Annotated in this window: 21 protein-coding genes; 9 read left to right on the top strand and 12 right to left on the bottom strand. The window is 50.9% G+C overall.

The genetic code is table 11. The annotated features are described in order from the left end of the window. Window positions 1-3: 3 nt before the first annotated feature. Together arsH and C7A19_RS11530 are read right to left on the bottom strand one after the other, a co-directional pair. A complete protein-coding gene (gene arsH / locus C7A19_RS11535; RefSeq protein WP_116644938.1) occupies window positions 4-717 on the bottom strand; it encodes an arsenical resistance protein ArsH in 714 nt (237 codons plus the stop codon). 1 nt (window position 718) lies between these two features. Further along, on the bottom strand, window positions 719-1,054 hold the full coding sequence (locus tag C7A19_RS11530) for a metalloregulator ArsR/SmtB family transcription factor (RefSeq protein WP_116644937.1): 336 nt from the start codon (window positions 1,052-1,054) through the stop codon (window positions 719-721). A gap of 526 nt (window positions 1,055-1,580) precedes the next feature. Between C7A19_RS11530 and C7A19_RS11525 the strand changes: the two genes are divergently transcribed. Both C7A19_RS11525 and xthA read left to right on the top strand, forming a co-directional pair. Beyond that, a complete protein-coding gene (locus C7A19_RS11525) occupies window positions 1,581-1,775 on the top strand; it encodes a hypothetical protein (RefSeq protein ID WP_116644936.1) in 195 nt (64 codons plus the stop codon). Between the two features lie 118 nt (window positions 1,776-1,893). Next, a complete protein-coding gene (xthA, locus tag C7A19_RS11520; protein WP_116644935.1) occupies window positions 1,894-2,697 on the top strand; it encodes an exodeoxyribonuclease III in 804 nt (267 codons plus the stop codon). Window positions 2,698-2,780: 83 nt separating this feature from the next. Here the strand turns inward: xthA and C7A19_RS11515 are convergent, their stop codons facing one another. From C7A19_RS11515 to C7A19_RS11495, 5 genes are all read right to left on the bottom strand, one after another. Next, a complete protein-coding gene (locus C7A19_RS11515; protein ID WP_069361035.1) occupies window positions 2,781-3,458 on the bottom strand; it encodes an ABC transporter permease in 678 nt (225 codons plus the stop codon). A 6-nt stretch (window positions 3,459-3,464) separates the two neighbouring features. Further along, complete coding sequence (locus tag C7A19_RS11510) at window positions 3,465-4,205, bottom strand: ABC transporter permease (protein ID WP_069361036.1); 741 nt, start codon at window positions 4,203-4,205, stop codon at window positions 3,465-3,467. A 38-nt stretch (window positions 4,206-4,243) separates the two neighbouring features. After that, on the bottom strand, window positions 4,244-5,020 hold the full coding sequence (locus C7A19_RS11505; protein ID WP_116644934.1) for an ABC transporter substrate-binding protein: 777 nt from the start codon (window positions 5,018-5,020) through the stop codon (window positions 4,244-4,246). Window positions 5,021-5,104: 84 nt separating this feature from the next. Continuing rightward, a complete protein-coding gene (locus C7A19_RS11500) occupies window positions 5,105-5,875 on the bottom strand; it encodes an ATP-binding cassette domain-containing protein (RefSeq protein ID WP_046073647.1) in 771 nt (256 codons plus the stop codon). A 432-nt stretch (window positions 5,876-6,307) separates the two neighbouring features. Beyond that, window positions 6,308-7,537: a hypothetical protein gene (locus C7A19_RS11495; protein ID WP_116644933.1), complete on the bottom strand. Its 1,230-nt coding sequence runs from the start codon at window positions 7,535-7,537 to the stop codon at window positions 6,308-6,310. Between the two features lie 427 nt (window positions 7,538-7,964). On the opposite strand from C7A19_RS11495, the gene C7A19_RS11490 reads away from it, so the two are divergent. Then, complete coding sequence (locus C7A19_RS11490) at window positions 7,965-9,476, top strand: DUF3360 family protein (RefSeq protein WP_046073649.1); 1,512 nt, start codon at window positions 7,965-7,967, stop codon at window positions 9,474-9,476. A 133-nt stretch (window positions 9,477-9,609) separates the two neighbouring features. Further along, entirely contained in the window at window positions 9,610-11,886 is a 2,277-nt protein-coding gene (pflB, locus tag C7A19_RS11485) for a formate C-acetyltransferase (RefSeq protein ID WP_069361041.1), read from the top strand. A gap of 165 nt (window positions 11,887-12,051) precedes the next feature. Here pflB and C7A19_RS11480 read toward each other — a convergent pair whose 3' ends face one another. Further along, a complete protein-coding gene (locus C7A19_RS11480; protein ID WP_162300268.1) occupies window positions 12,052-13,674 on the bottom strand; it encodes a methyl-accepting chemotaxis protein in 1,623 nt (540 codons plus the stop codon). 330 nt (window positions 13,675-14,004) lie between these two features. Between C7A19_RS11480 and pflA the strand changes: the two genes are divergently transcribed. Continuing rightward, entirely contained in the window at window positions 14,005-14,745 is a 741-nt protein-coding gene (pflA, locus tag C7A19_RS11475; protein ID WP_069361043.1) for a pyruvate formate lyase 1-activating protein, read from the top strand. A gap of 77 nt (window positions 14,746-14,822) precedes the next feature. Here pflA and C7A19_RS11470 read toward each other — a convergent pair whose 3' ends face one another. After that, entirely contained in the window at window positions 14,823-15,728 is a 906-nt protein-coding gene (locus C7A19_RS11470) for a LysR substrate-binding domain-containing protein (RefSeq protein ID WP_046073653.1), read from the bottom strand. Between the two features lie 197 nt (window positions 15,729-15,925). Here C7A19_RS11470 and focA point away from each other — a divergent pair, with 197 nt between their 5' ends. After that, window positions 15,926-17,374, top strand: a complete 1,449-nt coding sequence (gene focA / locus C7A19_RS11465) for a formate transporter FocA (protein WP_116644931.1) — start codon at window positions 15,926-15,928, stop codon at window positions 17,372-17,374. 62 nt (window positions 17,375-17,436) lie between these two features. On the opposite strand, the gene C7A19_RS11460 is transcribed toward focA, so the two are convergent. Continuing rightward, a complete protein-coding gene (locus C7A19_RS11460) occupies window positions 17,437-18,627 on the bottom strand; it encodes an MFS transporter (RefSeq protein ID WP_116644930.1) in 1,191 nt (396 codons plus the stop codon). 148 nt (window positions 18,628-18,775) lie between these two features. Continuing rightward, window positions 18,776-19,441 carry an energy-coupling factor ABC transporter permease gene (locus tag C7A19_RS11455; RefSeq protein WP_235614297.1) on the bottom strand — a complete coding sequence of 222 codons (666 nt, stop codon included), beginning with the start codon at window positions 19,439-19,441 and terminating at the stop codon, window positions 18,776-18,778. A gap of 182 nt (window positions 19,442-19,623) precedes the next feature. Between C7A19_RS11455 and C7A19_RS11450 the strand changes: the two genes are divergently transcribed. The 3 genes from C7A19_RS11450 (at window position 19,624) to C7A19_RS11440 (ending at window position 22,066) form a co-directional block, all read left to right on the top strand. Further along, window positions 19,624-20,124 carry a YfbU family protein gene (locus C7A19_RS11450; protein WP_069361047.1) on the top strand — a complete coding sequence of 167 codons (501 nt, stop codon included), beginning with the start codon at window positions 19,624-19,626 and terminating at the stop codon, window positions 20,122-20,124. 130 nt (window positions 20,125-20,254) lie between these two features. Next, window positions 20,255-21,082 (top strand): 23S rRNA (guanine(745)-N(1))-methyltransferase, encoded by an 828-nt coding sequence (rlmA, locus tag C7A19_RS11445; protein ID WP_116644929.1) that lies wholly within the window; start codon window positions 20,255-20,257, stop codon window positions 21,080-21,082. A gap of 15 nt (window positions 21,083-21,097) precedes the next feature. After that, on the top strand, window positions 21,098-22,066 hold the full coding sequence (locus tag C7A19_RS11440) for a ChaN family lipoprotein (protein WP_116644928.1): 969 nt from the start codon (window positions 21,098-21,100) through the stop codon (window positions 22,064-22,066). Between the two features lie 116 nt (window positions 22,067-22,182). Here C7A19_RS11440 and yfbV read toward each other — a convergent pair whose 3' ends face one another. Further along, window positions 22,183-22,632, bottom strand: a complete 450-nt coding sequence (gene yfbV / locus C7A19_RS11435; RefSeq protein WP_046073658.1) for a terminus macrodomain insulation protein YfbV — start codon at window positions 22,630-22,632, stop codon at window positions 22,183-22,185. Window positions 22,633-22,882: the final 250 nt, after the last annotated feature.

The raw sequence follows: 22,882 nt of genomic DNA, 5'->3' as shown, positions 1-22,882 counted from the left end.
TTTTTATATCTGACGTTGATTGACACGTGCTGATAGCTCATCGGCACTCTCAACGCGCTCAGAGTAGCGATCAACGAGATAGTCTTTGTTGTCACGAAGTAAGAGCGTAAATTTCATTAGCTCTTCCACCACATCAACAATGCGTTGATAAAAAGGCGATGGCAGCATCCGGCCTTGTTCATCAAACTCTAAATAGGCTTTGGGCACCGATGATTGGTTCGGAATGGTAAACATACGCATCCAGCGGCCGAGAACGCGGAGCTGATTAACGGTATTGAATGATTGAGAGCCCCCACATACTTGCATCACCGCGAGCACTTTACCTTGGGTTGGCCTCACGGCCCCAAGACTTAGAGGCACCCAGTCGATTTGGCTTTTCATGATACTGGTGATCGAGCCATGGCGTTCGGGCGAACACCAAACCTGCCCTTCAGACCACATCATCAACTCGCGCAATTCCGCTACTTTCTCATGTGAAGGATCAACACTATCGGGCGCGGGTAATCCGCTAGGATCATAAATGCGCGCTTCAGCCCCCATCGCAGTCAGCAGACGCGCAGCCTCTTCTATTACCAGTCGACTGTATGAACGCGCCCGCAAGGAACCATATAGCAGTAAGATACGAGGGCGGTGGGTCGATCGCTGCACCGCAAACTTATCAGCCGACGGAATATCAAACGCATCGGCCGTGATATTTGGGAGTTCGTTATCATTCATATTATTGTTTTACCTCACAACAAGTCTGGTTTAAGGCCGTTGGTTCGAAAGCCGGCAACATGGCAGGATTGTGTTTTACCGTGGTCAGTAAAATACCGCGCATCCACTCCGGTAAAGCTGGATGCAACCGGTAATAGACCCACTTACCGCGACGCTCTCCTATCACAAAATCATGTTTACGTAGCTCCGCCAAATGTCGAGAAACCTTGGGTTGACTCAGGGCTAACGCCTCCATCAGATCACATACACATAACTCACCATGCTGTGAGAGCAGCAATAGAGAGGTCAGCCGAGTGGGCTCGGATAAGGCTTTGTAAAAAGTGAGTGTGTGACACATCTGCATTTTCTCTTTTCAATATATACGATAAATCATATATATGAAATACCATATATCAAATTACGCACAGAGGAAAAACACAGCACTATCGCGATCGTATTGCTGTTCAAAAAGCTCTTTACATCCGTAAGAAATACTGTAGTGTGGCTAAAGCTCTAGATACGGAGCATCAAAAGACATCAAGTCAAAGTCGAGACAGACCACGCTATTTCCCGCATAGACTCTCTGCAGTAATCCACTTTCGCTTTTTTCCTAGATTGATAACCCGTTAACAACCCTTTTGCTATCACTCATTGGTGGGTATCACTGTATTGATGGTGATCGCTCATTCCAAAGGGACCGGCGCATTTGCGCGGCTCATGATCGATAACCACTGAGGGTGTAGAGCAATAATCGTTTAACTCATGGAGATAAAATATGGCCGCGACTAACGGCAGACTGCGTCACTGGTATCATTTACGCCGTACGCAAACACAAACGAAAACCGCTAACAACACAAACAAAACAGTAAGGAACGCCATTGATAGTGAATTTTTCACTCCCTAATCTTGCCAATTGGCAGGTCGCGATTCATCAATTTAATGGGGATATTATCCTCAAGCACTTGCTACATCGCCTACCGACATTATCCCAACCGACGCTGCAGTTTGATCCCAGCACCGAGCTTGGCACTATTTTTAGCCAAGGCGAATGCTTGGGTGAGTTTTCTCTCGCGCACTAACGCTTAGCGCATATCGCGCGTTTCCATAACCGGTAGAAATAGAGGCCGCCTTTCCGTTCATTGAACGAAGCTGGTAAAGTGTCTTGCTATTAACAAGACAACAAAGGCAGCCTCACACGTGAAAATCATTTCATTCAATATCAATGGTATTCGTGCTCGTTTGCATCAATTGCAAGCCTTGATTGAAAAGCATCAACCTGACGTGATCGGGTTACAAGAAACCAAAGTTCATGACGACGCCTTCCCGCTCGCAGATGTCGAAGCCATGGGTTATGAGGTGCACTTCCATGGCCAAAAAGCGCATTATGGCGTGGCAATGCTGTGTAAGAAGTCCCCTATCAGCGTGCAAAAAGGCTTTGCCACTGATGACGAGGACGCTCAACGCCGGATGATCATGGCGACCTTTGAAGACGAACACGGCAAGCCGATCACTGTGCTCAATGGTTACTTCCCACAAGGGGAAAACCGCAGCCACGAAACTAAATTCCCCGCCAAGCGGAAGTTTTATCAAGACCTCATGACCTATTTAGCTAGCCGTGACCCAAGTGAGCAGCTAGTGGTGATGGGCGATATCAATATCAGCCCGCAAGACGATGACATCGGCATTGGCGAGCAAAATGCTAAACGCTGGCTACGCACCGGCAAGTGCTCATTCTTGCCCGAAGAGCGTGAGTGGCTGAGCACTCTGATGGATTGGGGGTTTGTTGACACCTTCCGTGCCCTGCATCCTAGCGTGAACGATCAGTTCTCGTGGTTTGACTACCGCTCTCGCGGCTTTGACGATAATCGCGGCCTGCGTATTGATGTGGTGTTAGCCACCCAAGATCTGGCCAGCCGCTGTATTGGAGCGGGGATTGACTACGAACTCCGTGCGATTGAAAAACCGTCAGATCACGCACCGATTTGGGCGACCTTTAAGTAAGCCCCAAGGCGCACGCGTTGGATAAAAAACGCCGCAGATGATCAGGTGATCACTGCGGCGTTTCTCATTTGAGATTGAGCCAATTAGCTCAGCGGCTTTAAATGGCGCAGGAAGCGGCGCTCCGCTAAGCGGAACATCCAAAGGATGCTAAATGTCAGCGCCATATAGAACACACCCGCAGTCAAAAACGACTCGAACGGCGCATAATAGCGCGAGTTCACAATCCGAGCCGCACCGGTTAAATCGACAATGGTGATAATCCCTGCCACCGCTGAGCCGTGGAGCATAAACACCACTTCGTTACTGTACGCGGGCAACGCACGTCGCATCGCGCTCGGCAACACAATGCGCGAAAAAGCTTTGTAGGGGCTCATGCCATAAGCAATCGCCGCCTCGACTTCCCCTTTAGGAAGGCCATTGATGGCGCCACGGATGATTTCAGCGGTATAAGCGGCTGTGTTGAGCACAAAGGCTACCAAGGCACAGAACCAAGCATGTTGCCACAAGGTATCTTCAACATTCACTACCTGACTTAAGCCGTAGTAAATCAAATACAGTTGAATCAACAGCGGCGTGCCACGGAAAAAGTAAATAAACGCCCATGCGGGATAGCGCCATAAAGGAAATTGCGCATTACGCGCCACCGCCACCGGCACCGCCACCACTAAGCCAATCACCAACGCAGAAGCCACCAACCACACGGTGGTCCAAAGGCCGTCTAAGTATATCGGCCAGGTTTCGAGTACAAGAGAAAAATCCATGGTCACCTACCGCGTGTGAATGCTAAAACGGCGCTCCATCCAGCGCAGTCCCGTGGTCGAGATGCTGGTAAAGAGCAAGAAAATCAGGGCAACGGTAAAGTAAAACGTAAAGGGCATCTGGGTTGAGCCGGCCGCCAGCGCCCCTTTTCGCACCATGTCATCAAGGCCAATGATTGATACCAGCGCGGTGGTTTTGAGCAGCACCAACCAATTGTTACCAAAGCCTGGCAGCGCATGTCGGATCATCTGCGGCAGCAGAATACGGCGGAATGCCAAACTGCTGCTCATGCCATAGGCACGTGCGGCTTCCATCTCTCCTGAATCCACCGCCATAATCGCGCCACGGAAAGTTTCCGCCATGTAAGCACCAAAGATAAACCCGATGGTTAGGATCCCGGCAATAAATGGGCTCACATCGATGTAATCGGGCAAATAAGATGTCCAGTCGTGGTTGGGATCTTGACCGGCCATGTATTCGTTAAGCCACTCATTGATGCCATACAAGCTGTTATTCAGCAGCATTTGCCCGCCGTAAAAAATCAGCATCATCAGCACCAGATCAGGGATCCCGCGTATCACTGTGGTATAGACGGTCGCTATCCCACGCAGCCAGCCAAATTTGGAGAGTTTCGCCAGTGCACCCAGCATACCCAGTAGCATGGCAAGACCTAACGAGAGCAGCGCAACCTGAAGGGTCACCCATGCGCCTTCGAGCAGGGACCACTCGTAACCTTTCAAATCAATCATATGAATCGGGCAGCACTTTCATGCTGCCCGCCTGCCTATTACTCGCCGTAAACGTCGTAGTCAAAGTACTTGGCAGCAATCTCGTCATACACGCCTTTTTCACGCAACGAATCGATCGCTTGGTTGAGCTTCTTGGTCAGTTCTTTGTCTTGCTTACGTGTCGCAATCCCAAAGCCTTCACCAAACCACTCAGGGTCAGTGAGTGACGGGCCAATGAATGCAAACTCGTCACCCCCCTCTTTGTCGAGCAGCCCTTGTTGGAGTGCCGACGCATCGCCAAGGATTGACTCAATACGGCCTGCTTTTAGGTCCAGATAGGCTTCGTCAAAGGTGCCGTAACGAACGATATCGACCGCGTCGCCATAGTTATCAGTCAGGTATTTATCGTGCGTCGTCGCACGTTGTACACCAATTTTAACGCCCTCTAAGCCCTCTTTGGTAAAGGTCAGATCCGTGCCTTTTTCGGCCACAAATTTATTAGGGATCAGCGCGTATTTGTTGGTGAAGTCAACTTTTCGCTTCCGCTCTTCGGTAATCGACATCGCCGCGATAATGGCATCGTATTTACGTGCCAGCAGCGATGGAATAATGCCATCCCAATCCTGCGCCACAATCTTACACTTTGCCTGCATCTCTTCGCAGAGTGCATTGGCCATATCGACATCAAAGCCTTTCAGCTCGCCTTCGTTAGTGGTCCAACTAAATGGAGGATAGGCCCCTTCGATACCGAAACGTACGACCTTCCAATCCTTGGCTGCTACGGAGGTTGACCCAACCGCGGCCATTACAGCGGCGGCAACTAGCCATTTTTTCATCTTCCTGTCTCCTGTCGTTTTTACGATGTTGTCAGGGCATTGCCCTATTGCATGGTTATGCTATTGATATTTTTAATAAATAGATTAGTAAATCGATGAGATAAACTGCTGCAAACGCTCTGATTCTGGCGAATCAAACAACTCTTTCGGGTTGCCTTGCTCTTCTACTAACCCTTGGTGCAGGAACATCACATGGTTAGAGACATCGCGCGCGAAGCTCATTTCATGGGTAACCACCAGCATGGTGCGTCCTTCCTCAGCCAGTGAGCGCATCACACCCAACACTTCTCCTACTAATTCAGGATCCAGCGCGGAGGTTGGCTCATCAAACAGCAAGACTTCTGGCTCTACCGCGAGTGCGCGCGCAATCGCTGCACGTTGTTGCTGACCACCAGATAAATGACCTGGGTAGTAATCGCGGCGCTCATAAAGCCCTACGCGGTGCAATAACGCTTCTGCTTCTTCAATCGCTTGTGCCTTAGGCACACCTAGCACATGCACGGGCGCTTCGATAACATTTTGCAGCACCGTCATATGCGACCAAAGATTGAACCCTTGAAACACCATCGCCAGCCGCGAACGAATGCGTTGCACTTGCTTGTCACTGACGGGGATGGGCTCACCGGCACGATTGTTTTTCATTTTGATCAACTCACCGTTGACCCAAATTTCACCGCCCGTGGGGGTTTCCAGCAGATTGATACAGCGAAGAAAGGTGCTCTTGCCGGAACCGGAAGAGCCGATAATGGAAATCACGTCGCCCCGGTGGGCGTCGAGGGAAATACCTTTGAGCACTTGATGCTGCCCAAAGCTTTTTTTAAGTGATTTTACCTGTAGCGCCACAGCATCCGTCATGCGCTAACTCCTGTCATCCGTGAAATCTGTTGTGTTTGTGGTTAAAGCGCACCAAATGCACTGAGTATGGATTGAAAATATCACCCCTCAACGCAATGAGCAACATTTTGTTAACCTTTAAAGTGCATTCATTATAGTCACTATTACTGCATAAAAAGTCAATCGTAAAATTTACTGCTGAAAAAACCAACAATTGCTTTGTCAGCCATTAGCCGTACTAAACCGGCTTTAACCGAGGTAAGTATAGAAGTTAACTTGAAGAAAGCTGGTTATTTTTATCGTGAAAGCTGACAAAAATTAGCGTTGGAGGGGATAGACGTGCAATTTATTTCATTTCAATGCGATCAGCGGTGCGTAACAAAACTGTGAACACCATAGTTAAACGCCTACTAAAAAAGACAGTGGCGCTTTTAAAGTAGGCAGCCTCTCACCTTATGACAGCCGCGCGTCGCGACGTTTCGCTCGCTTCGCTTTAAGTAGCTCTAAGGTGTCACGCCAGCGCTCGGCAAGGCCGGTAGGATCACGCGCCTCCCACTGTTCTAGCGCATAGTCTGCTAGTGCATAGTCCCCAGCTTTAATCGCACTGATGGATAACCACTGCCACAGCATACGATCATCTTTCAGGCCATAAGAGAGCGCCACTTGCGCGGTATCAATCACTTCCTGCCAATGATTAAGCTGATACGCTAACATCACCTGTAGTTTGAGCGTTTGCTTGTCTGGCTCGCTCAAATTCACTTCACTGATCCGGTTTAACGCCGCCACGCGCTGGTCTGTTTTAATCAAACACTGCACCAGAAATAACTGCTCATCACGCGTGGGTAGCCGGGTCAATTGCTGTAATCCCTGTTGCCAATATAGCAATGCCTGCTGTGAGGCCCCCAGCTCCATTTGGCCGGTGGAGAGAGTCCGGTAAAGGGCAATGTCAGCATTGGCACGCGCTAAATACTGGCGTGCCGCTTGGTGCGAGCCCGCTTTAGCGTGGGCGCGTGCGGCCTGCTCTAACCAACGAGGGGCCACATCGGGTTGATTGACCAACTTATCGAATGTCGCTGCCGCCGCCTTAAAGCGTGATAGCGCCACTTCACTGAGCCCTTTGGTTTGCAGGATAAATGCATCCTCCGCGCCGAGCTTTTTCAGCTGGCGCGCATACTCAATCGCCACGTCGAAACGAGACAGGGCATAAGCAGCCTGCATCGCGAAGCGAGCAGAGGTCGGCTGCAGTGTGTGCTTATCGCGGAGCTGGCGGGCATAGTTCAATACTTCTTCATATTGCTCAACCCGAAACGCCAAGCTAATCACCGCCGTCAACGCATCCGCTTCACTCGCTTTACTCAGTCCGTTCAGTGTCAACGCCTGACGATACGCGCGATACGCTTCTGCACGCTGATCAAGGTAAAGGTGGGCGATGGCTTGCAAACGTTGTAACTCTGCACGCTCAGAGGGTACTAACGCCTGCTGCTCCGATGGGGTCAGCAAGGTGTCCGCCTGGGTAAGCGCATCTTGATAATCGCCGTTTTGAATGGCGGCGCTCACCGTGTCTATCCCCGCCGCCTGCACGACCATGACAGGGCAAAGCAATAACGCGCCCAAGCTCAAACGACGCCACGTAGGCATCAGCATGCGAGGACAAACAACAAGGCGGAACAATCGGCGCACCATAAGGATCCATTTTTAGAGGACAATATATCGACTATAACCTATCTTTTTTATTCACTACAGCGAGCACGCAGGGACTGTCTTTATTTATTGACCCAGATTCAAGATGCCACCACGCCCGCTTTACATCGGGCGCGTTTATCTTGCTGTTTTGTAGCACATATTTGGCGCCTCGATTAGTAACTAAATTACACAAAGACTGATTTGATGGCAAAAGAAGGCCAATAAAGCGGTAAAAACCTTGGCATAAGTGGGCGTAGCACGTAAAAAAATTACACGGTAATGATCTAAGTCAACATTCTACGCTCACCCTGTTGTTAGCATGCTGATAACGAAACAGAACACGGCCATAAGGCCAGCGTTAAAAACACATAAAGACTGGCTAAGCCACTGTTTCGAAAGCGTTTGCTTTCTGTACGACGAGGAAATTATGGCAACACATGCTCAAGACCGCAGTGTGAGTCACGAAGAAAAGAGCGAATATCAAAAGAAGCACAAGCCGGCTTCTTCATTTGCCTCCCGCGCTGACTACCTGAATCACGAACTACAAATTATGCGTCCGCGCCGTTGGGGTTTGAACCTGCCTGGCCGTGACTTCCGTTTTGAAATCGAAGACCTTGTTCCTGCTCTAGCGGGTACTATCGGCATTATCGCCATGTACTCCGCCGTGATGATGTCTTGGGCAGATGGTTTAACCGCCGCGTGGGATCACATCACCTTGGGTAAAGCGTTTGCCGTCGAAGTGGCGCGGGTAGAAATGCTTATCCCCGCACTCCTTTTTTGTGTCCTTTTATGCGGATTTATCAATCCACGCGCTAACCTGGCCGGTAACCATGGGCCAATGATCCCGCTTGTCGGGACCATCGCGCTCGCCGGCGCACATCCTCTCGCCTTAGGGATCCTAATCGGTGCCTTTGGCCTGATACTCAGTTATCTCAAAGGCGGCTCTAAATTAGTGAACTTAACGAGCCAGGGGGTGGCTGGTGGTTTGCTGATATTCTTGGGCTTTGGGGGTGCCAAAGGCCAAATTGAGAGCCTGCTCGCCTGGGGTGCGGCCATTGATATGGGCTATATCTCCATTTTGATTCTCGCCGTGTCGATTGTGATCTATGCCTTCTTGGCGCGCATCGGTAAACGCTGGCTCGCGATTCCCGTCTGTGCGGTCACCGGTGGATTAATTGCTACCGCCCTGGGTGCAGGCTCGTCACTAGAATTTGTTACTCAACCGGGTGTACCTAACCTGAATCCGGTTTACTGGTGGGGCTCAACCGAGCAAGGCTGGCAACTCGGTCTTCCAAACCTGTCGCACTTTCTTGCTTCTTTGCCGTTTGCACTGCTGGCCGTAGCGATGTGGTCACCGGACTTTCTTGGTCACCGTATCTTCCAGGAACTAAATTATCCTAAGAAAGCCGAAAAAGTATTGATGGACGTGGATGACACCATGACAGGTTGTTCTATTCGTCAAATGGTCGGGGCCTCTGTGGGTGGCGGTAACATCACCTCATCGTGGGGAACCTACATGATTCCGGCGGCGATTGCGCGTCGACCTATTCCTGGCGGTGCCATTGTACTGGGTCTGTTATGTATTGCCGTTGCCTTGATTGGCTACCCTATGGATGTCGCCACTTGGCCACCCGTGATGACTATCGCGCTGCTATCGGGTGTGTTCCTGCCCTTGCTTGAAGCAGGCATGCAGATGGTGAAAGACGCCAAGTCGAGCCAAGCAGCGGGTATTTGTATTTTCGCCTCCATGGCTGTTAATCCAGTCTTTGGTTGGGCAGTCACTATGCTCTTGGACAACAACGGCCTTATCGGTGATAAAGAGCGCCCGACAACGCTCTCTACCGTTGACCGTCTGGTGATTCCAACCGCCACAGTGATCATTTGTATTGCTGCCATGTTGGCAGTCGGAATGATTCCCGGCATTCCATCTTTGTTGTAATAACATTGCCCCGCTTTCGGGCGGGGTATCCGGATAAATCGATGGGTCGCAGGCGTCAGCCATACTGACAAATACGATGACTGAACCTGGTCCCAATACATATCTTTTTGAAAAGAGTACAGGTAGGTGCAACATGTCTGAGCACGTTTCCAATGCATGGGAAGGATTTGTTGAAGGTAACTGGAGCAAAGAAGTTGATGTTCGCGACTTCATCCAGAAAAACTATACCCCTTACGAGGGCGACGAATCATTCCTAGTTTCTGAGCCAACTGACGCCACTCGCAAACTGTGGGCGCGCGTGATGGAAGGCATCAAGCAAGAGAACGCGACGCATGCACCGGTTGATTTTGATACGTCTGTGGTTTCTACCCTGACGTCTCACGACGCCGGCTACATCGAGAAAGATCTGGAACAGATTGTTGGTCTGCAGACTGACGCGCCGCTAAAACGCGCGATGCTCCCATATGGTGGTATCCGCATGGTTCAAGGGTCATGCGACGCATATGGCCGCGAACTCGATCCACAAGTGAAGAAAACCTTCACGGAATATCGTAAAACCCATAACCAAGGTGTTTTCGATATTTATACCCCAGAAATCCTGAAGTGCCGTAAATCTGGCGTGTTGACCGGTTTGCCTGATGCGTATGGCCGTGGCCGTATCATCGGTGACTACCGTCGCGTTGCGCTGTACGGTATTGACTTCTTGATGAAAGACAAGAAAGCCCAATTCGATTCGTTGCAAGAGAAATTCGAAAACGGCGAAGATCTGCAAATGACCATGCAGCTGCGTGAAGAAATTGCAGAGCAGCATCGCGCACTGGGTCAATTGAAAGAAATGGCCGCAAAATACGGCTGTGACATTTCTCGCCCAGCCGAAACCGCGCAAGAAGCCATTCAGTGGACATACTTCGGTTATTTGGGTGCAGTGAAAACCCAAAACGGTGCCGCCATGTCGCTTGGCCGTACCTCTACCTTCCTCGATATCTATCTAGAGCGCGATATCGCAGCGGGTAAACTGACTGAAGAGCAAGCGCAAGAGCTGATCGATCACTTCGTGATGAAGCTGCGTATGGTGCGCTTCCTGCGTACGCCTGAGTATGATGATCTCTTCTCTGGTGACCCTATCTGGGCAACGGAATCTGTTGCCGGTATGGGTGTTGACGGGCGTCCACTGGTTTCACGTACCAGCTTCCGTTTCCTAAACAGCCTATACACCATGGGACCAAGCCCAGAGCCAAACATCACAGTGCTTTGGTCTGAGCAGTTGCCGGAAGGCTTCAAAAAGTTCTGTGCCAAGGTCTCGATCGACACCTCGTCTATCCAGTACGAGAACGACGATCTGATGCGCACTGACTTTGATAATGACGACTATGCGATTGCATGTTGCGTCTCGCCAATGATTGTTGGTAAGCAGATGCAATTCTTCGGTGCCCGTGCCAACTTGGCGAAAACGCTGCTTTATACCATCAACGGTGGTATTGACGAGAAGCTGAAAATCCAAGTTGCCCCTGAGCACGCGCCGATGACCGATGAAGTGTTGGACTATGACAAGGTCATGGACCGCATGGATCACCTGATGGATTGGTTAGCAAAACAATACGTGACTGCGCTGAACAGCATCCACTTCATGCACGACAAATACAGCTATGAAGCGGCGCTGATGGCCTTCCACGACCGTGATGTACATCGCACCATGGCATGCGGTATTGCGGGTCTGTCGGTTGCTGCTGACTCATTGGCTGCGATTAAATACGCCAAAGTGAAGCCAGTTCGTGACGAAGACGGTATTGCTATCGACTTTGATATCGAAGGCGAATACCCAGCATTTGGTAACAACGACGAGCGCGTTGATGCGATTGCCTGTGACTTGGTCGAGCGCTTCATGAACAAGATCCGTTCACTGAGAACGTATCGTGATGCGGTTCCAACTCAATCTATCCTGACCATCACCTCAAACGTGGTTTACGGTAAGAAAACGGGTAACACTCCTGACGGTCGTCAAGCCGGTATGCCGTTTGGCCCAGGTGCTAACCCCATGCACGGCCGTGATGAAAAAGGCGCCGTCGCGTCACTGACATCTGTTGGTAAACTGCCATTTGCCCACGCCAAAGACGGTATTTCTTATACCTTCTCTATCGTGCCAAATGCACTGGGTAAAGACGAAAACGCACAACGCGCTAACTTGGCAGGCTTGATGGATGGTTACTTCCACCACGAAAGCGGCCAAGAAGGTGGCCAGCACTTGAACGTTAACGTGATGAACCGTGAAATGTTGCTGGACGCGATGGATCACCCTGAGAACTACCCTCAACTGACCATCCGCGTATCAGGTTATGCGGTACGTTTTAACTCGCTGACCAAAGAGCAGCAACAAGACGTGATTACCCGTACCTTTACCTCTTCACTGTAAGCGATAAAGCAGGGTTAACGCTCAAAGAAAAAACCGCCGGCAATGCTGGCGGTTTTTGTTTATCGGCCTATTTATCGCTCTGTTTCCCGATTTATCCAGACTTGCCGCCAGCACGTCGGCCTTGGCTAACGGCGAGTCAACACACCCGCCAGGGATAATCAGCGATTACACCACTTCAAAGCGATCCAACTTACTGTCCAACTCACGGGCTGAATCAGCAAGCAGTTGGCTTTGCTCAGCAAGGTGCGAGGCGGCACCGCTAATCTCGTTGGCTGAGTTGTGAATGTTGCTCACGTTTTGGTTCATTTCTTCTGACACCGTCCCCTGCTCTTCTGCCGCGGCGGCAATTTGTACCACGCGGTCATTCGAGCCATGCAAGGCACTCACCATGGCTTTCAATTGCTCTTGGGTTTCTAGCGCCGTATTGACACTGTCTTCACTGGATTGATGGCTTGATGTCATCGCCTCTGCCGCTTCAATCGCGTTGTTGGTCAGTGATTCTATGGTGCCTTGAATTTGGGTGGTCGATTTTTGCGTGCCTTGTGCAAGCGAGCGCACTTCGTCAGCGACCACCGCGAAGCCTCGGCCTTGCTCACCGGCGCGGGCCGCTTCAATGGCGGCGTTAAGCGCCAAGAGATTGGTTTGTTCAGAGATGCCTTGGATCACCGTCGCCACATCACTGATCTCCATCACGCCTTGTTTCACTTGATTCACCAGTTTATCCGCCGCGGCAATACGCTCAGCCACCTCACGAATACTGGCCACCGTGCTGTCTAGCTTATGGTTGCCATCGTCCGCCATTGAGGAAATGTCATTGGTGGCTTGCGCGGTTTGTTCGGCGTGATCGGCAACATCGGCCACGGTGGCCGTCATTTCGTTCATCGCCGTGGCCAACTGCTCAAGTTGCGCACGTTGAGATTGAATACTTTGTGCACTTTCCTCACTGGCCGACGCTATTGAAGACGCCATGGTCGACGATTGTTTGGCTTCGTCATGCGCAACACGCAACGCCTCTCGTACACTGCTCATCGCAGTATCCATCCGTCGAGCGAGCTTGCCTATTTCGTCGTGGCGGGTATAACCACACTCTATCCGAAGATCGCCACCCGCAATGCGATCGAATTTTTCTACCAGCTCATCCAATGGCACCACGATATCGCGGCTGACAAACCCACCGGCTACCAGCAAGATAGCGCCAGATAACAGGGTTAAACCACCGATTTGCCACGCAGATTGTATCACCCGTGCTTCAATATCACTGACATGCACGCCTGAGCCAATAATCCAATTCCAGCCATCAACCCTTTTAACGTAGGAGATTTTCGGCTTCATCTCGCCCTCAGGTGAGCGCCAGGTATAATCAAGCACACCACCCTGTGCACCTTGACTGACTTCCACCATCTCCCGCCAGTGATGCTTCCCTTCACCATCGGTCAGCCCATCCGCACTAGTGCCGTTTAGCTTAGGCTTAATCGGGTGGTTAACAATGGTGAGATCAGGTTTAAGCACCCAAAAATAGTTATTACCGTCATAACGCAGTTTATTAAGCTGCGCGATCGCTTGTTCTTTGGCTTCTTGTTCGCCAATTTGTGGTGCCTGCTGTCGGTAATAGGCCACCACACTTTGTGCCACCTCAATATTGGCGCGCAACGAGGCCGTCCGCTCAGCATAGGATTGCTCCCGCTCTTTGTTGATGGTGTACGCGCTGATCCCTGCCAGCAACACAACGGCAACTAGCATTAGTGCAACAAGCTTATTTTTCACTCTCAGATCACTGATTCTTTTCATTATAAGTCCTAGCATTTGCTTTGATCCTAGCCTGACACCAAGCATATCCCTGCTTGCATGCAACCTGGCATAAGCATGTATCGCTTTGGCGACGTGTCGCACGTCAGTTTGGACAAAAAAGGGAAAAGTCACAAAATCTGTATGGAATTTATCTGGTTAACGTCTCACTCATTGGGCAATAAAAAATTGGAACTGTGATCAAGTTTGAGTCAGGCGTGTAATGAGGGGGTAATACAAGGCGAGAAGTGCGAAAAAGCCGGGAATTCCCTTATCTTCACACTGGGTTTGTAATAAAATGACGGCATAGCCATTCGCAGTCTGGAGACAGCTATGTCGACAATTGGTCGCATCCATTCATTTGAGTCCTGTGGCACCGTAGATGGCCCTGGCATCCGCTTTATTGTCTTTATGCAAGGCTGCTTGATGCGGTGCAAATACTGTCATAACCGTGATACATGGGACACGCATGGCGGCAAAGAAGTCACCGTGGATGAAATAATGAAAGATGTGCGTGCCTATCGCCATTTTATTACCGCCTCTGGTGGCGGGGTGACAGCATCTGGCGGTGAGGCCATGTTGCAACCTGAGTTTGTGCGTGATTTTTTCCAAGCCGCTAACGCGGAAGGGATCCACACCTGTTTAGATACCAACGGCTATATTCGCAAACACACCCCGGTGATTGATGAAGTCCTTGATGCGACCGACTTGGTGATGCTGGATCTCAAACAGCTCAATGATGAGGTTCATGAAGATTTAGTCGGTGTATCAAACCGACGAACGCTCGACTTTGCCAAATACCTGCACAAAATTGGGCAAAAAACCTGGATTCGTTACGTGGTTGTCCCCGGTTATACCGATGATGATGACTCTGCCCATCGTCTCGGCCAATTTATCCAAGACATGGATAATATCGAAAAAGTCGAGTTACTTCCCTACCACCAGCTCGGTGCACACAAATGGGAAGCACTGGGCCATGATTACGAACTGCAAGACGTCTCGCCCCCATCAAAAGAAGTGATGGATAACGTCAAAGCAATTATTGCCAGTTATGGTCATAACGTCATGTATTAACCTGACGCCCCTCAGCCCCCATCAGCCGGTCACCTCGTGGCCGGCTTTTTTTATCCTTGTTTTTCGCGCCTTGATACTTACATCTCTCGACGGCGGGCTTTGGTCATCCGAATGGCTTCACGGATAATACAGTCACGCAACGGGTTATCCGCCGCGTCTGCTCGCCAGATAAACGACAGTGTCCGGCGCATATTTAGCTCCGGCACATTCAGCGCCACCAGCTCTTCGCGTTCTATCCACTTCTCGACATCAAGATAGGGTAAGCAGCTGAGGTAGTTGGAATTGGCCACCAAGGTACGTAATACCGGCACCTGCTCATATTCTCGCCGCACATCAAGATCTTCGATAACGCCATGAATGGCACTATCAAAACTATGCCGTGTCCCGGCCCCCGGCTCTCGCAATACCCACTGCGCTTGCTCAAGTTGCGCCAAACTTACTTGATCGCGCTGCGCGTAAGGGTGATGCTTGGCTGCCACCACCACCAAATGATCATGGCACCACACCTGTTGTTTCAAGCGGCTGTCATCACAACGGCCTTCAATGATCCCTAAATCGTGTTGATAGCGGCGCACACTATCAATCACCTTTTGCGTATTTTTCACCGTAAAGTCGATTCTCAACTCGGGAAAATCACTATCAATAATACTGATAAGGTCTGGGATCAGGTGCTCTGCGGCGGTCTGACTGGCAATTAAGGCAATATCACCACTAATAATGTGCTGTCCATCAAATCCTGCTTCAATTTGTTGCGCATCAAACAGCAGTTGTCGTGCTTTGGGTCGCAACCATGCTCCCCAATAGGTGAGCTGCATTTGCTTGCCTTGGCGCTCAAAGAGCGGCCTACCAAGTAGCTTTTCGAGCTGTGAAAGCGCCATGCTGGTCGCCGACTGCGTTAACGCTAAATGGTCGGCAGCACGGCTCACACTGCCCATCGCGGCAATCGCCTCAAACACAGCGAGCTGCTTGAGTGAGTAGCGCATCTAGGATCCTTACTGTCTGACTTTGATGACATCAGACTATCAATTTTTGTGATTATTACCCTAAGCAATATCAATTTTACTCCTGATAACCAGGCGAATAGGCTGGATTTATTCACATTCAGTCTAAAAAGGAGTACAACCAGTATGTTTTTTTGTCTTCAAGGTCGGGCACGCATTGCCAAAAGAGGAGGCAGCCGATGGTAACCCCTATCCACACTGACGGCCCCGCTGCACTGCTGGTGCAAGCCGAGCAATACGCTGAGAGTAAACCGCGCAAATCGACTCGTATGGCCGTCGGGTTGGCGATGATGGCTGGTCTATTTATCGGGTTGGCGTTCGTGTTTTACCTCACGGTGACCACGGGGAGCACAGCCGGTTGGGGGCTCACCCGCTTGATGGGCGGGTTGGCCTTTAGCATGGGATTAATTCTTGTGGTACTGGGCGGCGCGGAATTGTTTACCAGTACCGTGCTCTCCATGCTCGCGCGCGCCAACGGCAAAATCAGTACACGCAACCTGCTTTATACCTGGGCAAGGGTGTATATCGGCAACTTATGTGGCGCGCTCTTGTTGGTGCTGATCGTGATGGCGGCGGGTTTATACCAGCTTGATGATGGGCAGTGGGGGCTCAACGCTCTTCATGTGGCTCAGCACAAACTGCATCACAGCTGGCTGCAAGCATTCTCTCTTGGTGTGCTTTGTAACTTGTTGGTTTGTTTGGCGATTTGGATGACATTCACCTCGCAAAATCCGCTGACCAAAGCCGTGATGGTGATTTTGCCTGTCGCCATGTTTGTCAGCACCGGTTTTGAACACAGTGTGGCCAATATGTTCATGGTGCCATTGGGCATGAGCATCGCCACCTTCGCACCAGACAGCTTTTGGCAAGCGGTGGGCAGCTCCCCCGCAGCCTTTAGTGACGTAAACCTGATCCAGTTTATCAGTGCCAATTTAATCCCTGTCACCCTCGGCAATATTGTCGGCGGCGCAGGCCTTGTCGGCATGGGGTACTGGCTAATTATTAATCCAGAAAGAGAACACAAAACCGCACACATTTCTGCATTGACGCTCCCGTCTGCAAATTATTCTGAGAGACCTACTATGACCCAAGAAACCTTAACCATTGAAAAAAACATGAAGCCTGTTCAATGCGCCATACAAAGCCACCAGTTTGTGGCCGATGCATTAGAGCAACTCAACCGCTATCAGTTACAAGGCGCACCGGTGGTCGACAAGCAAAATGAATTAGTCGGCTTTTTCTCGGTGCAAGATGTATTCGTCGATTTATGGTGGAATGATTACCAACCCGATATGGACACCAAAGTCGAAGACTTAATGCGCACTGAGGTACAAACCGTTGAGGCAGACCAATCGGTGATTGAACTGGCGCAGTATATGAGCATTGACAACCAAGTACTGTACCCTGTCAGTGATGCGGGCATTGCTACGCGCTTTACCACCCAGTCGGCATTAGAACGCGCTAAAACGCAAACCTTATCACGCCCTTATATTTATCCGGTGATGAGAGATGAGCGCTTGGTAGGGGTGATAAGTCGCTCAGATGTGGTTCGGGCTTTGGCACCGTTATACGGCAACGCCATGGATATTCTCCCTGCCGATGCTAAAGAGGGACTTGTTAGCGCCTAATCAAACGCAAAAGCACGCCTCAGCGCAGTTCTGAGGCGTGTTGTTTTTCGCACTCGCCGTTGTCAGGCAGCACTCCAGTTAGTCATCTGCCGGCGTCCTCTTAAGTAAGCGACCCACATATACACCGCCGTACTGAGCAAACAACTGGCCAAGTACATCATCAATCCTTGCTCACCCGAAAATGCTTGCTGCGCGAATACCGGACCACTGACGGATCCAACACTGTACGCGAGGAGAAGCGCCTCAGTGGCCGCGACAATTTTCCCCGGTGCCAACGTGGCACACGCATAAGCAATCGCGGTAGGATAAATGGCAAACACCGCACTACCAAGCATCACAAGTCCAACACCAAGCCACACGTTGCTGTTAGCAAGTGTAATGGTGGCCACGGCAAGCAATCCCACCACACAGAAATAGAACATCAACAGGACTCGATTGACTCTCGTCGAGATGGCACCCAATAACGGCTGAACACCCATGCCGCCCATAATGACTAACGCCATCATTGCCCCAATCTGTTGGTGATCGTCGACACGTTCAGCAATATAAAGGGGTAATAACCCATAGATCGCGCCTAACGTGAGCCCCGACACGATACAGGCAATATAGGCAGCTTTACGAATGGCTCCCAAGGTGCCCGAGTGTTCAACAGCGCCCATCATCGCCTGCGATGGCTCACCATGACGCATAAATAAGGGCACGATAATCGCTGCCGTGACCAAGCTACCAATCAACCAATAAGGCTGGGCCCCTGTCACACCGACATAACCGACGCCCAACTGACCCAAGGCATTACCGCCATATAAGGCTGCCATGTAAAAGCCTAAACGCTTGGCGCGCTGACGATCAGAATCCGCGATCAGTAACCATGACTCAATGGTGACAAACACGCCTGCGACCGCGATACCGGCCACAAATCGTGACACTAGCCATACGCCCTGTGCTTTGATCGTTGCCATCGCGGCAATAGACAGCAACACCACACTCATAAACAAAACTAATGCCTGACGATGCCCCATACGCGCAACGATACGGGCGCTCCACAAAGCACCGAACAATAGTCCCGCATAAAAGGCGCTCGCCAGCCAAGCGGCCAATTCCGCTGGCATTCCAAGCGGCATTAACGCCAATGGAATCAAACTCATCAAGTAACCACTCGCGACCGCAAATGCCGATAAGCTCACTAGTGGCACCCATGGAAACACAGACAGGGCTACGCCGCTGCCATTTTGTGCAGAGGATAGATTGTTCATGACAGTTTGTTCAATTCTCAGATAAGTGGCACGGACGGCCGGGGCCGCAAATATGTACCATTATCCAGATTAAATACAGCGAACTTTTTTGTTCGTCTCAATAAGAAAATTTAATCGATATACCCTGTAAACGTCTAAGGCTTTGCCATCAACGCTCTGGCGATAAATACTCTCTGTCATAAAAGGTGCGCAACCAATGAGGCCGATATACCGCCATCACCGTTACTGCCATACCGTTTAATAGCGCCTCAGGGAACCACATCAGTAGCGCAATTTGCAGGTAGTTATGCACAATGTCTTGCCAGCTGTGCCTATCGGCTAACCAATACCACAACGAGGTCACTGACAGCTGGAACACTATCGTGAGCGCCGCGCCGATAAATGCAGCGATAAAGATGTAAATAAACAAATGCCGGGTTAAATAGTGGTAACTGAGCGCGAAAATGCCATAACTGAAGGTGATAGGTAGCACGGCCGTGGTCAATGCGGTCATGCCCACATCAGCAACGGGAACAAAACCAAACACCGCCATCAACGCCAATGGCACAGTGGCAATCCAAATGGCAATGCGCCAGCCGTGACACAAGGCTAAGGTGGTCACGCCTAAAAAGTGGATATCCAGGCCTTCTTTGATCCCCGCTTGGAGCGCCCACAGCGCAAACAACACCACCGCGGAGGAAAACGCCAAATGCTGATACCCGGTTTCCTGGCGCAGCTTAGCGAAAAACTCTGGTGGGTAGGTCCGATACAGCACCGCTGCCCACAATAACCAGCCGCCCCATTGCCAACCGCTCATTTCGGCGAACTCAAACATATTCAATCCCTAGTCACTGACCTTTTATACCTTTGACTGACACAACCACTAGCGGGTGATAAACGTGCTACGGACATAGCTCAGATCAAGATTTCCCCCTCATAGAGGTGGTAGTCTTTATTTATTCCCTCATCAATTGATGAACGACTATTGTACCTTTGAAAGTTAAGAGGCCAACCGCGATGGATATGACCCCTGCACAACGTCTGATTTTATCTAATCAATACCAATTAATGTGCCACCTCGATCCCTCTAATAGCGAAAAGTATCGCCGCTTACAAACCATTATTGAGCGCGGTTACGGCTTGCAAATGGCGGAAGTGATCAGCCAGTTCGAGGCGTTATGTGAAACCCAATGCCGTGAGATCATCGATATCATGGAAATGCACCATGCGATACAGGCCTCTTACAACCTTCTGGACGACGCCAACCAAGCCGCCTTATCACCACGTCGCGTGCAGTTCTGGGGCTTTGACGCCGCCACTGAAGGTGCTTTAGTGCATTATGTCCGCTTTCTTGTCGATACAGAGGGGCTCTATCCGCAATTTGATCAAGGCGAGCACCGCTTTAACAGCCAAATGCCCATGCTGGAAAAGTACCGTCGCATGCTGGCTTTATGGCGTGAGTGCCCGCGCCAATTCCACTTAAGCTTAACCGAGATTGAGCAGATCCTCGCCGCCTAAACCAGAGCAAGCAACCCTCTTTATTGCCAGCCGCCCACCAGGCGGCTGTTTAATTTTCTCGCGCCGCGCTTGTCGAACGCCTCGCAAGCCCGTACCCTTAAGCCCATTCACGCTAACACACCGAACAACCATGATTTATCGATGCCCGCTGTGCCAACAGCCCCTGCAAGCTAGGTCACGTGGCGCCTATTGCGCTAACAATCACCAATTTGACCGCGCCAAAGAAGGCTACCTCAATCTGCTTCCGGTACAATTTAAGCGCTCTAAAGATCCGGGCGATAATAAAGCCATGACCCAAGCCCGTCGGGCGTTTTTAAATGCCGGTCATTATGCGCCGATGCGCCAAGCGATGATTGACGCCCTCACCCAGGCGCTCGATGGCGAGCACAAAACCATATTAGACGTGGGCTGTGGCGAAGGCTATTACACCCACGCAATTGCCGATCAAACCGCAGCGCAACAATGGTCGGTACACGGATTAGATATTGCCAAAGTGGCGGTACGTTATGCGGCCAAATGGTATCCACAGTGTCAGTTCTCGGTCGCCTCTTCCCAACGCTTGCCGTTTGCCGACAACAGTCTTGATGGTGTGGTACGCATTTATGCGCCCTGTAACGGTGAAGAGTTAGATCGCGTGATTAAGCCTGGCGGCGTGGTAGTGACGGTCACGCCAGGTCCACGTCATCTATTTCAGCTAAAAGCCGGTATCTATCAAGAAGTGCGCTTACACGAAACGCCACCGGAGTCATTGTCAGGCTTCCTGCTGGAAAGTGAGCACTCACTACATTACCCGATGACATTAGCCGGCGAGCAAGCCCTCACGCTACTGCAGATGACGCCCTTTGCTTGGCGCGCATCAGATGAGTGGCGTGACACCTTAGCCAACAGCGAGGCCTTTGAATGCGACGCCGACTTCACACTGCGCGTATATCGTCATCACGCCGCAGAGCAATCATAGCCAAGGAGAAAAGCCATGAAACAAGGTCGTGTATCGGTTCGTCTCATCAATACCTTGCTCGCCGCAGCCTGCATCGCATTCACTAGCTCAGCGCTCCATGCGAAAACCGATGCGCTTGCCACCTTATTTGACTACCAAGTCACCCACGCAGACGGCGAGCCATTGCGCCTGACCCAAGTGACCGCTCAAGTCGCGGATGCCGATGTGGTGCTTATTGGCGAGTGGCACGGCCATCCTGGTGTACACCGCTTTCAAACTGAACTACTCAGTCAGCTCGCCTCAGAGCATTCGGTGGCCCTGTCGATGGAGCAGTTCAGTCGCGATGCACAGCCAGTCCTTGACCAATATCTTGCTGGCGAGATAGGCGAAGACACGTTAAAACGACAGGCCAATGCCTGGGATAACTATGACGGCAGCTACCGCCCCTTGATTGAGCTGGCCAAGCAACGTCAAATCGAGGTAATTGCTGCCAACGCACCCAAGCGACTGGTGCGCTGTATTGGTCAACAAGGTTTGTCCTACCTGGATAGTCTGTCCGAGCAACAGCGTAGCTGGTTTGCTGACACCATAGATACCCAAGATTCAGCCTATAAGCGCAAGTTTAAGGCCAATATGCACCATGGCAGCGCCAGCCAAACAGACGCGCAATATGCCGCCCAGCTTGCGTGGGATGCCACCATGGCCGAAAGCATCGTCGCGTATCATGCCGCTCACCCCAACAGCCAAATTGTGCATGTCGCCGGGCGTTTTCACGTGGCTGAGGGGTTGGGAACCGCCGCACAAATTCACGCCCGCAACCCTGAACTGCGCATTGCACTGATCACCGCGGTAAGCGACCAAGCCATGCTGAGCGACGACGCGCCAGACTTGCGCTTGCACGTACTGCCCATGCCACAGCGTTGGCTGTCGATGGATGAAATGCGTCAAGCGGTGAGCCAAATGCAGGGGCAAGGTGACGCCCAGTGCAAGCGCGCAAACAAATAGCTCAGTGCTCACGCTTTCCCACAGATAAAAAACGCCGACCAACTGGTCGGCGTTTTTGTCATTTCTTCTCTATACCTAGTCGATAGCTATTCGATCGCGACGACGCCGCGTGTCTGTTAGAACCAGCGCTCCAACGCGGCGCGATCAACTTTAAACGCGCGGCTTAACGCATGTGCAAGCTCTTTATACTTAGGTTGGCTTTTAATCGGCTGCATCGCATGGCCTTCGCTGGTGATCTTTTGATGCAGTTCGCGATACCAACCCGCAAGCGCCGGCGGCAGAGGCGTATCACGACGCTTACCCAACCACCACAAACCTTGCACCGGCAGGCTTAACGCGAATAAGGCTACAATCACCGCTTGCGGTAGCCCTTGCACATTATTGGCCGACATCTGCAGCAATACACTGATTGCCGCCACGGCAGGCATGACTTTAATCGCGAAACGAGTCATGGTGATCACTCGATTTTCGGGAAAAACCGGTGCCAACTCCTTTCTCATTGGCCATTCCTGCATGTACTTCTGACCGTCTTGCAGGCAGCGCCAGATTGACTTATTCGTTGTCATACCTACCTCACTTACTCAGTGTGACTCGACTCGCTGTCACTCAACTTTTACAATAAAAATTAAACAAACTGTTTAAAAACTTTCAAAATTAACCAGTATTGCTCAAAAAATTTTTGTTATCTGTATCAAGTCCCGCTATCCTTAGCGCACTTTATCATTGTTGCTCGGATTCGATTGTCTCGCAACCTAATCTGGTTGTATTCGACGGAGCGTTCATTTATCCAGGACGGATAAAGATGGTTCTTCCCCG

Origin of the sequence: Salinivibrio sp. HTSP, assembly GCF_003390965.1 — a bacterium.
Taxonomy (GTDB): domain Bacteria; phylum Pseudomonadota; class Gammaproteobacteria; order Enterobacterales; family Vibrionaceae; genus Salinivibrio; species Salinivibrio kushneri.
The sequence above is the reverse complement of the archived record's forward strand: the minus strand, read 5'-3'. Positions and strand labels throughout refer to the sequence as shown.

Coding starts and splice junctions, on each gene's coding strand:
- arsH (WP_116644938.1), bottom strand. CDS start 717: ATGAATGATAACGAACTCCCAAATATCACGGCCGATGCGTTTGATATT.
- C7A19_RS11530 (WP_116644937.1), bottom strand. CDS start 1,054: ATGTGTCACACACTCACTTTTTACAAAGCCTTATCCGAGCCCACTCGG.
- C7A19_RS11515 (WP_069361035.1), bottom strand. CDS start 3,458: ATGGATTTTTCTCTTGTACTCGAAACCTGGCCGATATACTTAGACGGC.
- C7A19_RS11510 (WP_069361036.1), bottom strand. CDS start 4,205: ATGATTGATTTGAAAGGTTACGAGTGGTCCCTGCTCGAAGGCGCATGG.
- C7A19_RS11505 (WP_116644934.1), bottom strand. CDS start 5,020: ATGAAAAAATGGCTAGTTGCCGCCGCTGTAATGGCCGCGGTTGGGTCA.
- C7A19_RS11500 (WP_046073647.1), bottom strand. CDS start 5,875: ATGACGGATGCTGTGGCGCTACAGGTAAAATCACTTAAAAAAAGCTTT.
- C7A19_RS11495 (WP_116644933.1), bottom strand. CDS start 7,537: ATGGTGCGCCGATTGTTCCGCCTTGTTGTTTGTCCTCGCATGCTGATG.
- C7A19_RS11490 (WP_046073649.1), top strand. CDS start 7,965: ATGGCAACACATGCTCAAGACCGCAGTGTGAGTCACGAAGAAAAGAGC.
- pflB (WP_069361041.1), top strand. CDS start 9,610: ATGTCTGAGCACGTTTCCAATGCATGGGAAGGATTTGTTGAAGGTAAC.
- C7A19_RS11480 (WP_162300268.1), bottom strand. CDS start 13,674: ATGAAAAGAATCAGTGATCTGAGAGTGAAAAATAAGCTTGTTGCACTA.
- pflA (WP_069361043.1), top strand. CDS start 14,005: ATGTCGACAATTGGTCGCATCCATTCATTTGAGTCCTGTGGCACCGTA.
- C7A19_RS11470 (WP_046073653.1), bottom strand. CDS start 15,728: ATGCGCTACTCACTCAAGCAGCTCGCTGTGTTTGAGGCGATTGCCGCG.
- focA (WP_116644931.1), top strand. CDS start 15,926: ATGGTAACCCCTATCCACACTGACGGCCCCGCTGCACTGCTGGTGCAA.
- C7A19_RS11460 (WP_116644930.1), bottom strand. CDS start 18,627: ATGAACAATCTATCCTCTGCACAAAATGGCAGCGGCGTAGCCCTGTCT.
- C7A19_RS11455 (WP_235614297.1), bottom strand. CDS start 19,441: ATGTTTGAGTTCGCCGAAATGAGCGGTTGGCAATGGGGCGGCTGGTTA.
- C7A19_RS11450 (WP_069361047.1), top strand. CDS start 19,624: ATGGATATGACCCCTGCACAACGTCTGATTTTATCTAATCAATACCAA.
- rlmA (WP_116644929.1), top strand. CDS start 20,255: ATGATTTATCGATGCCCGCTGTGCCAACAGCCCCTGCAAGCTAGGTCA.
- C7A19_RS11440 (WP_116644928.1), top strand. CDS start 21,098: ATGAAACAAGGTCGTGTATCGGTTCGTCTCATCAATACCTTGCTCGCC.
- yfbV (WP_046073658.1), bottom strand. CDS start 22,632: ATGACAACGAATAAGTCAATCTGGCGCTGCCTGCAAGACGGTCAGAAG.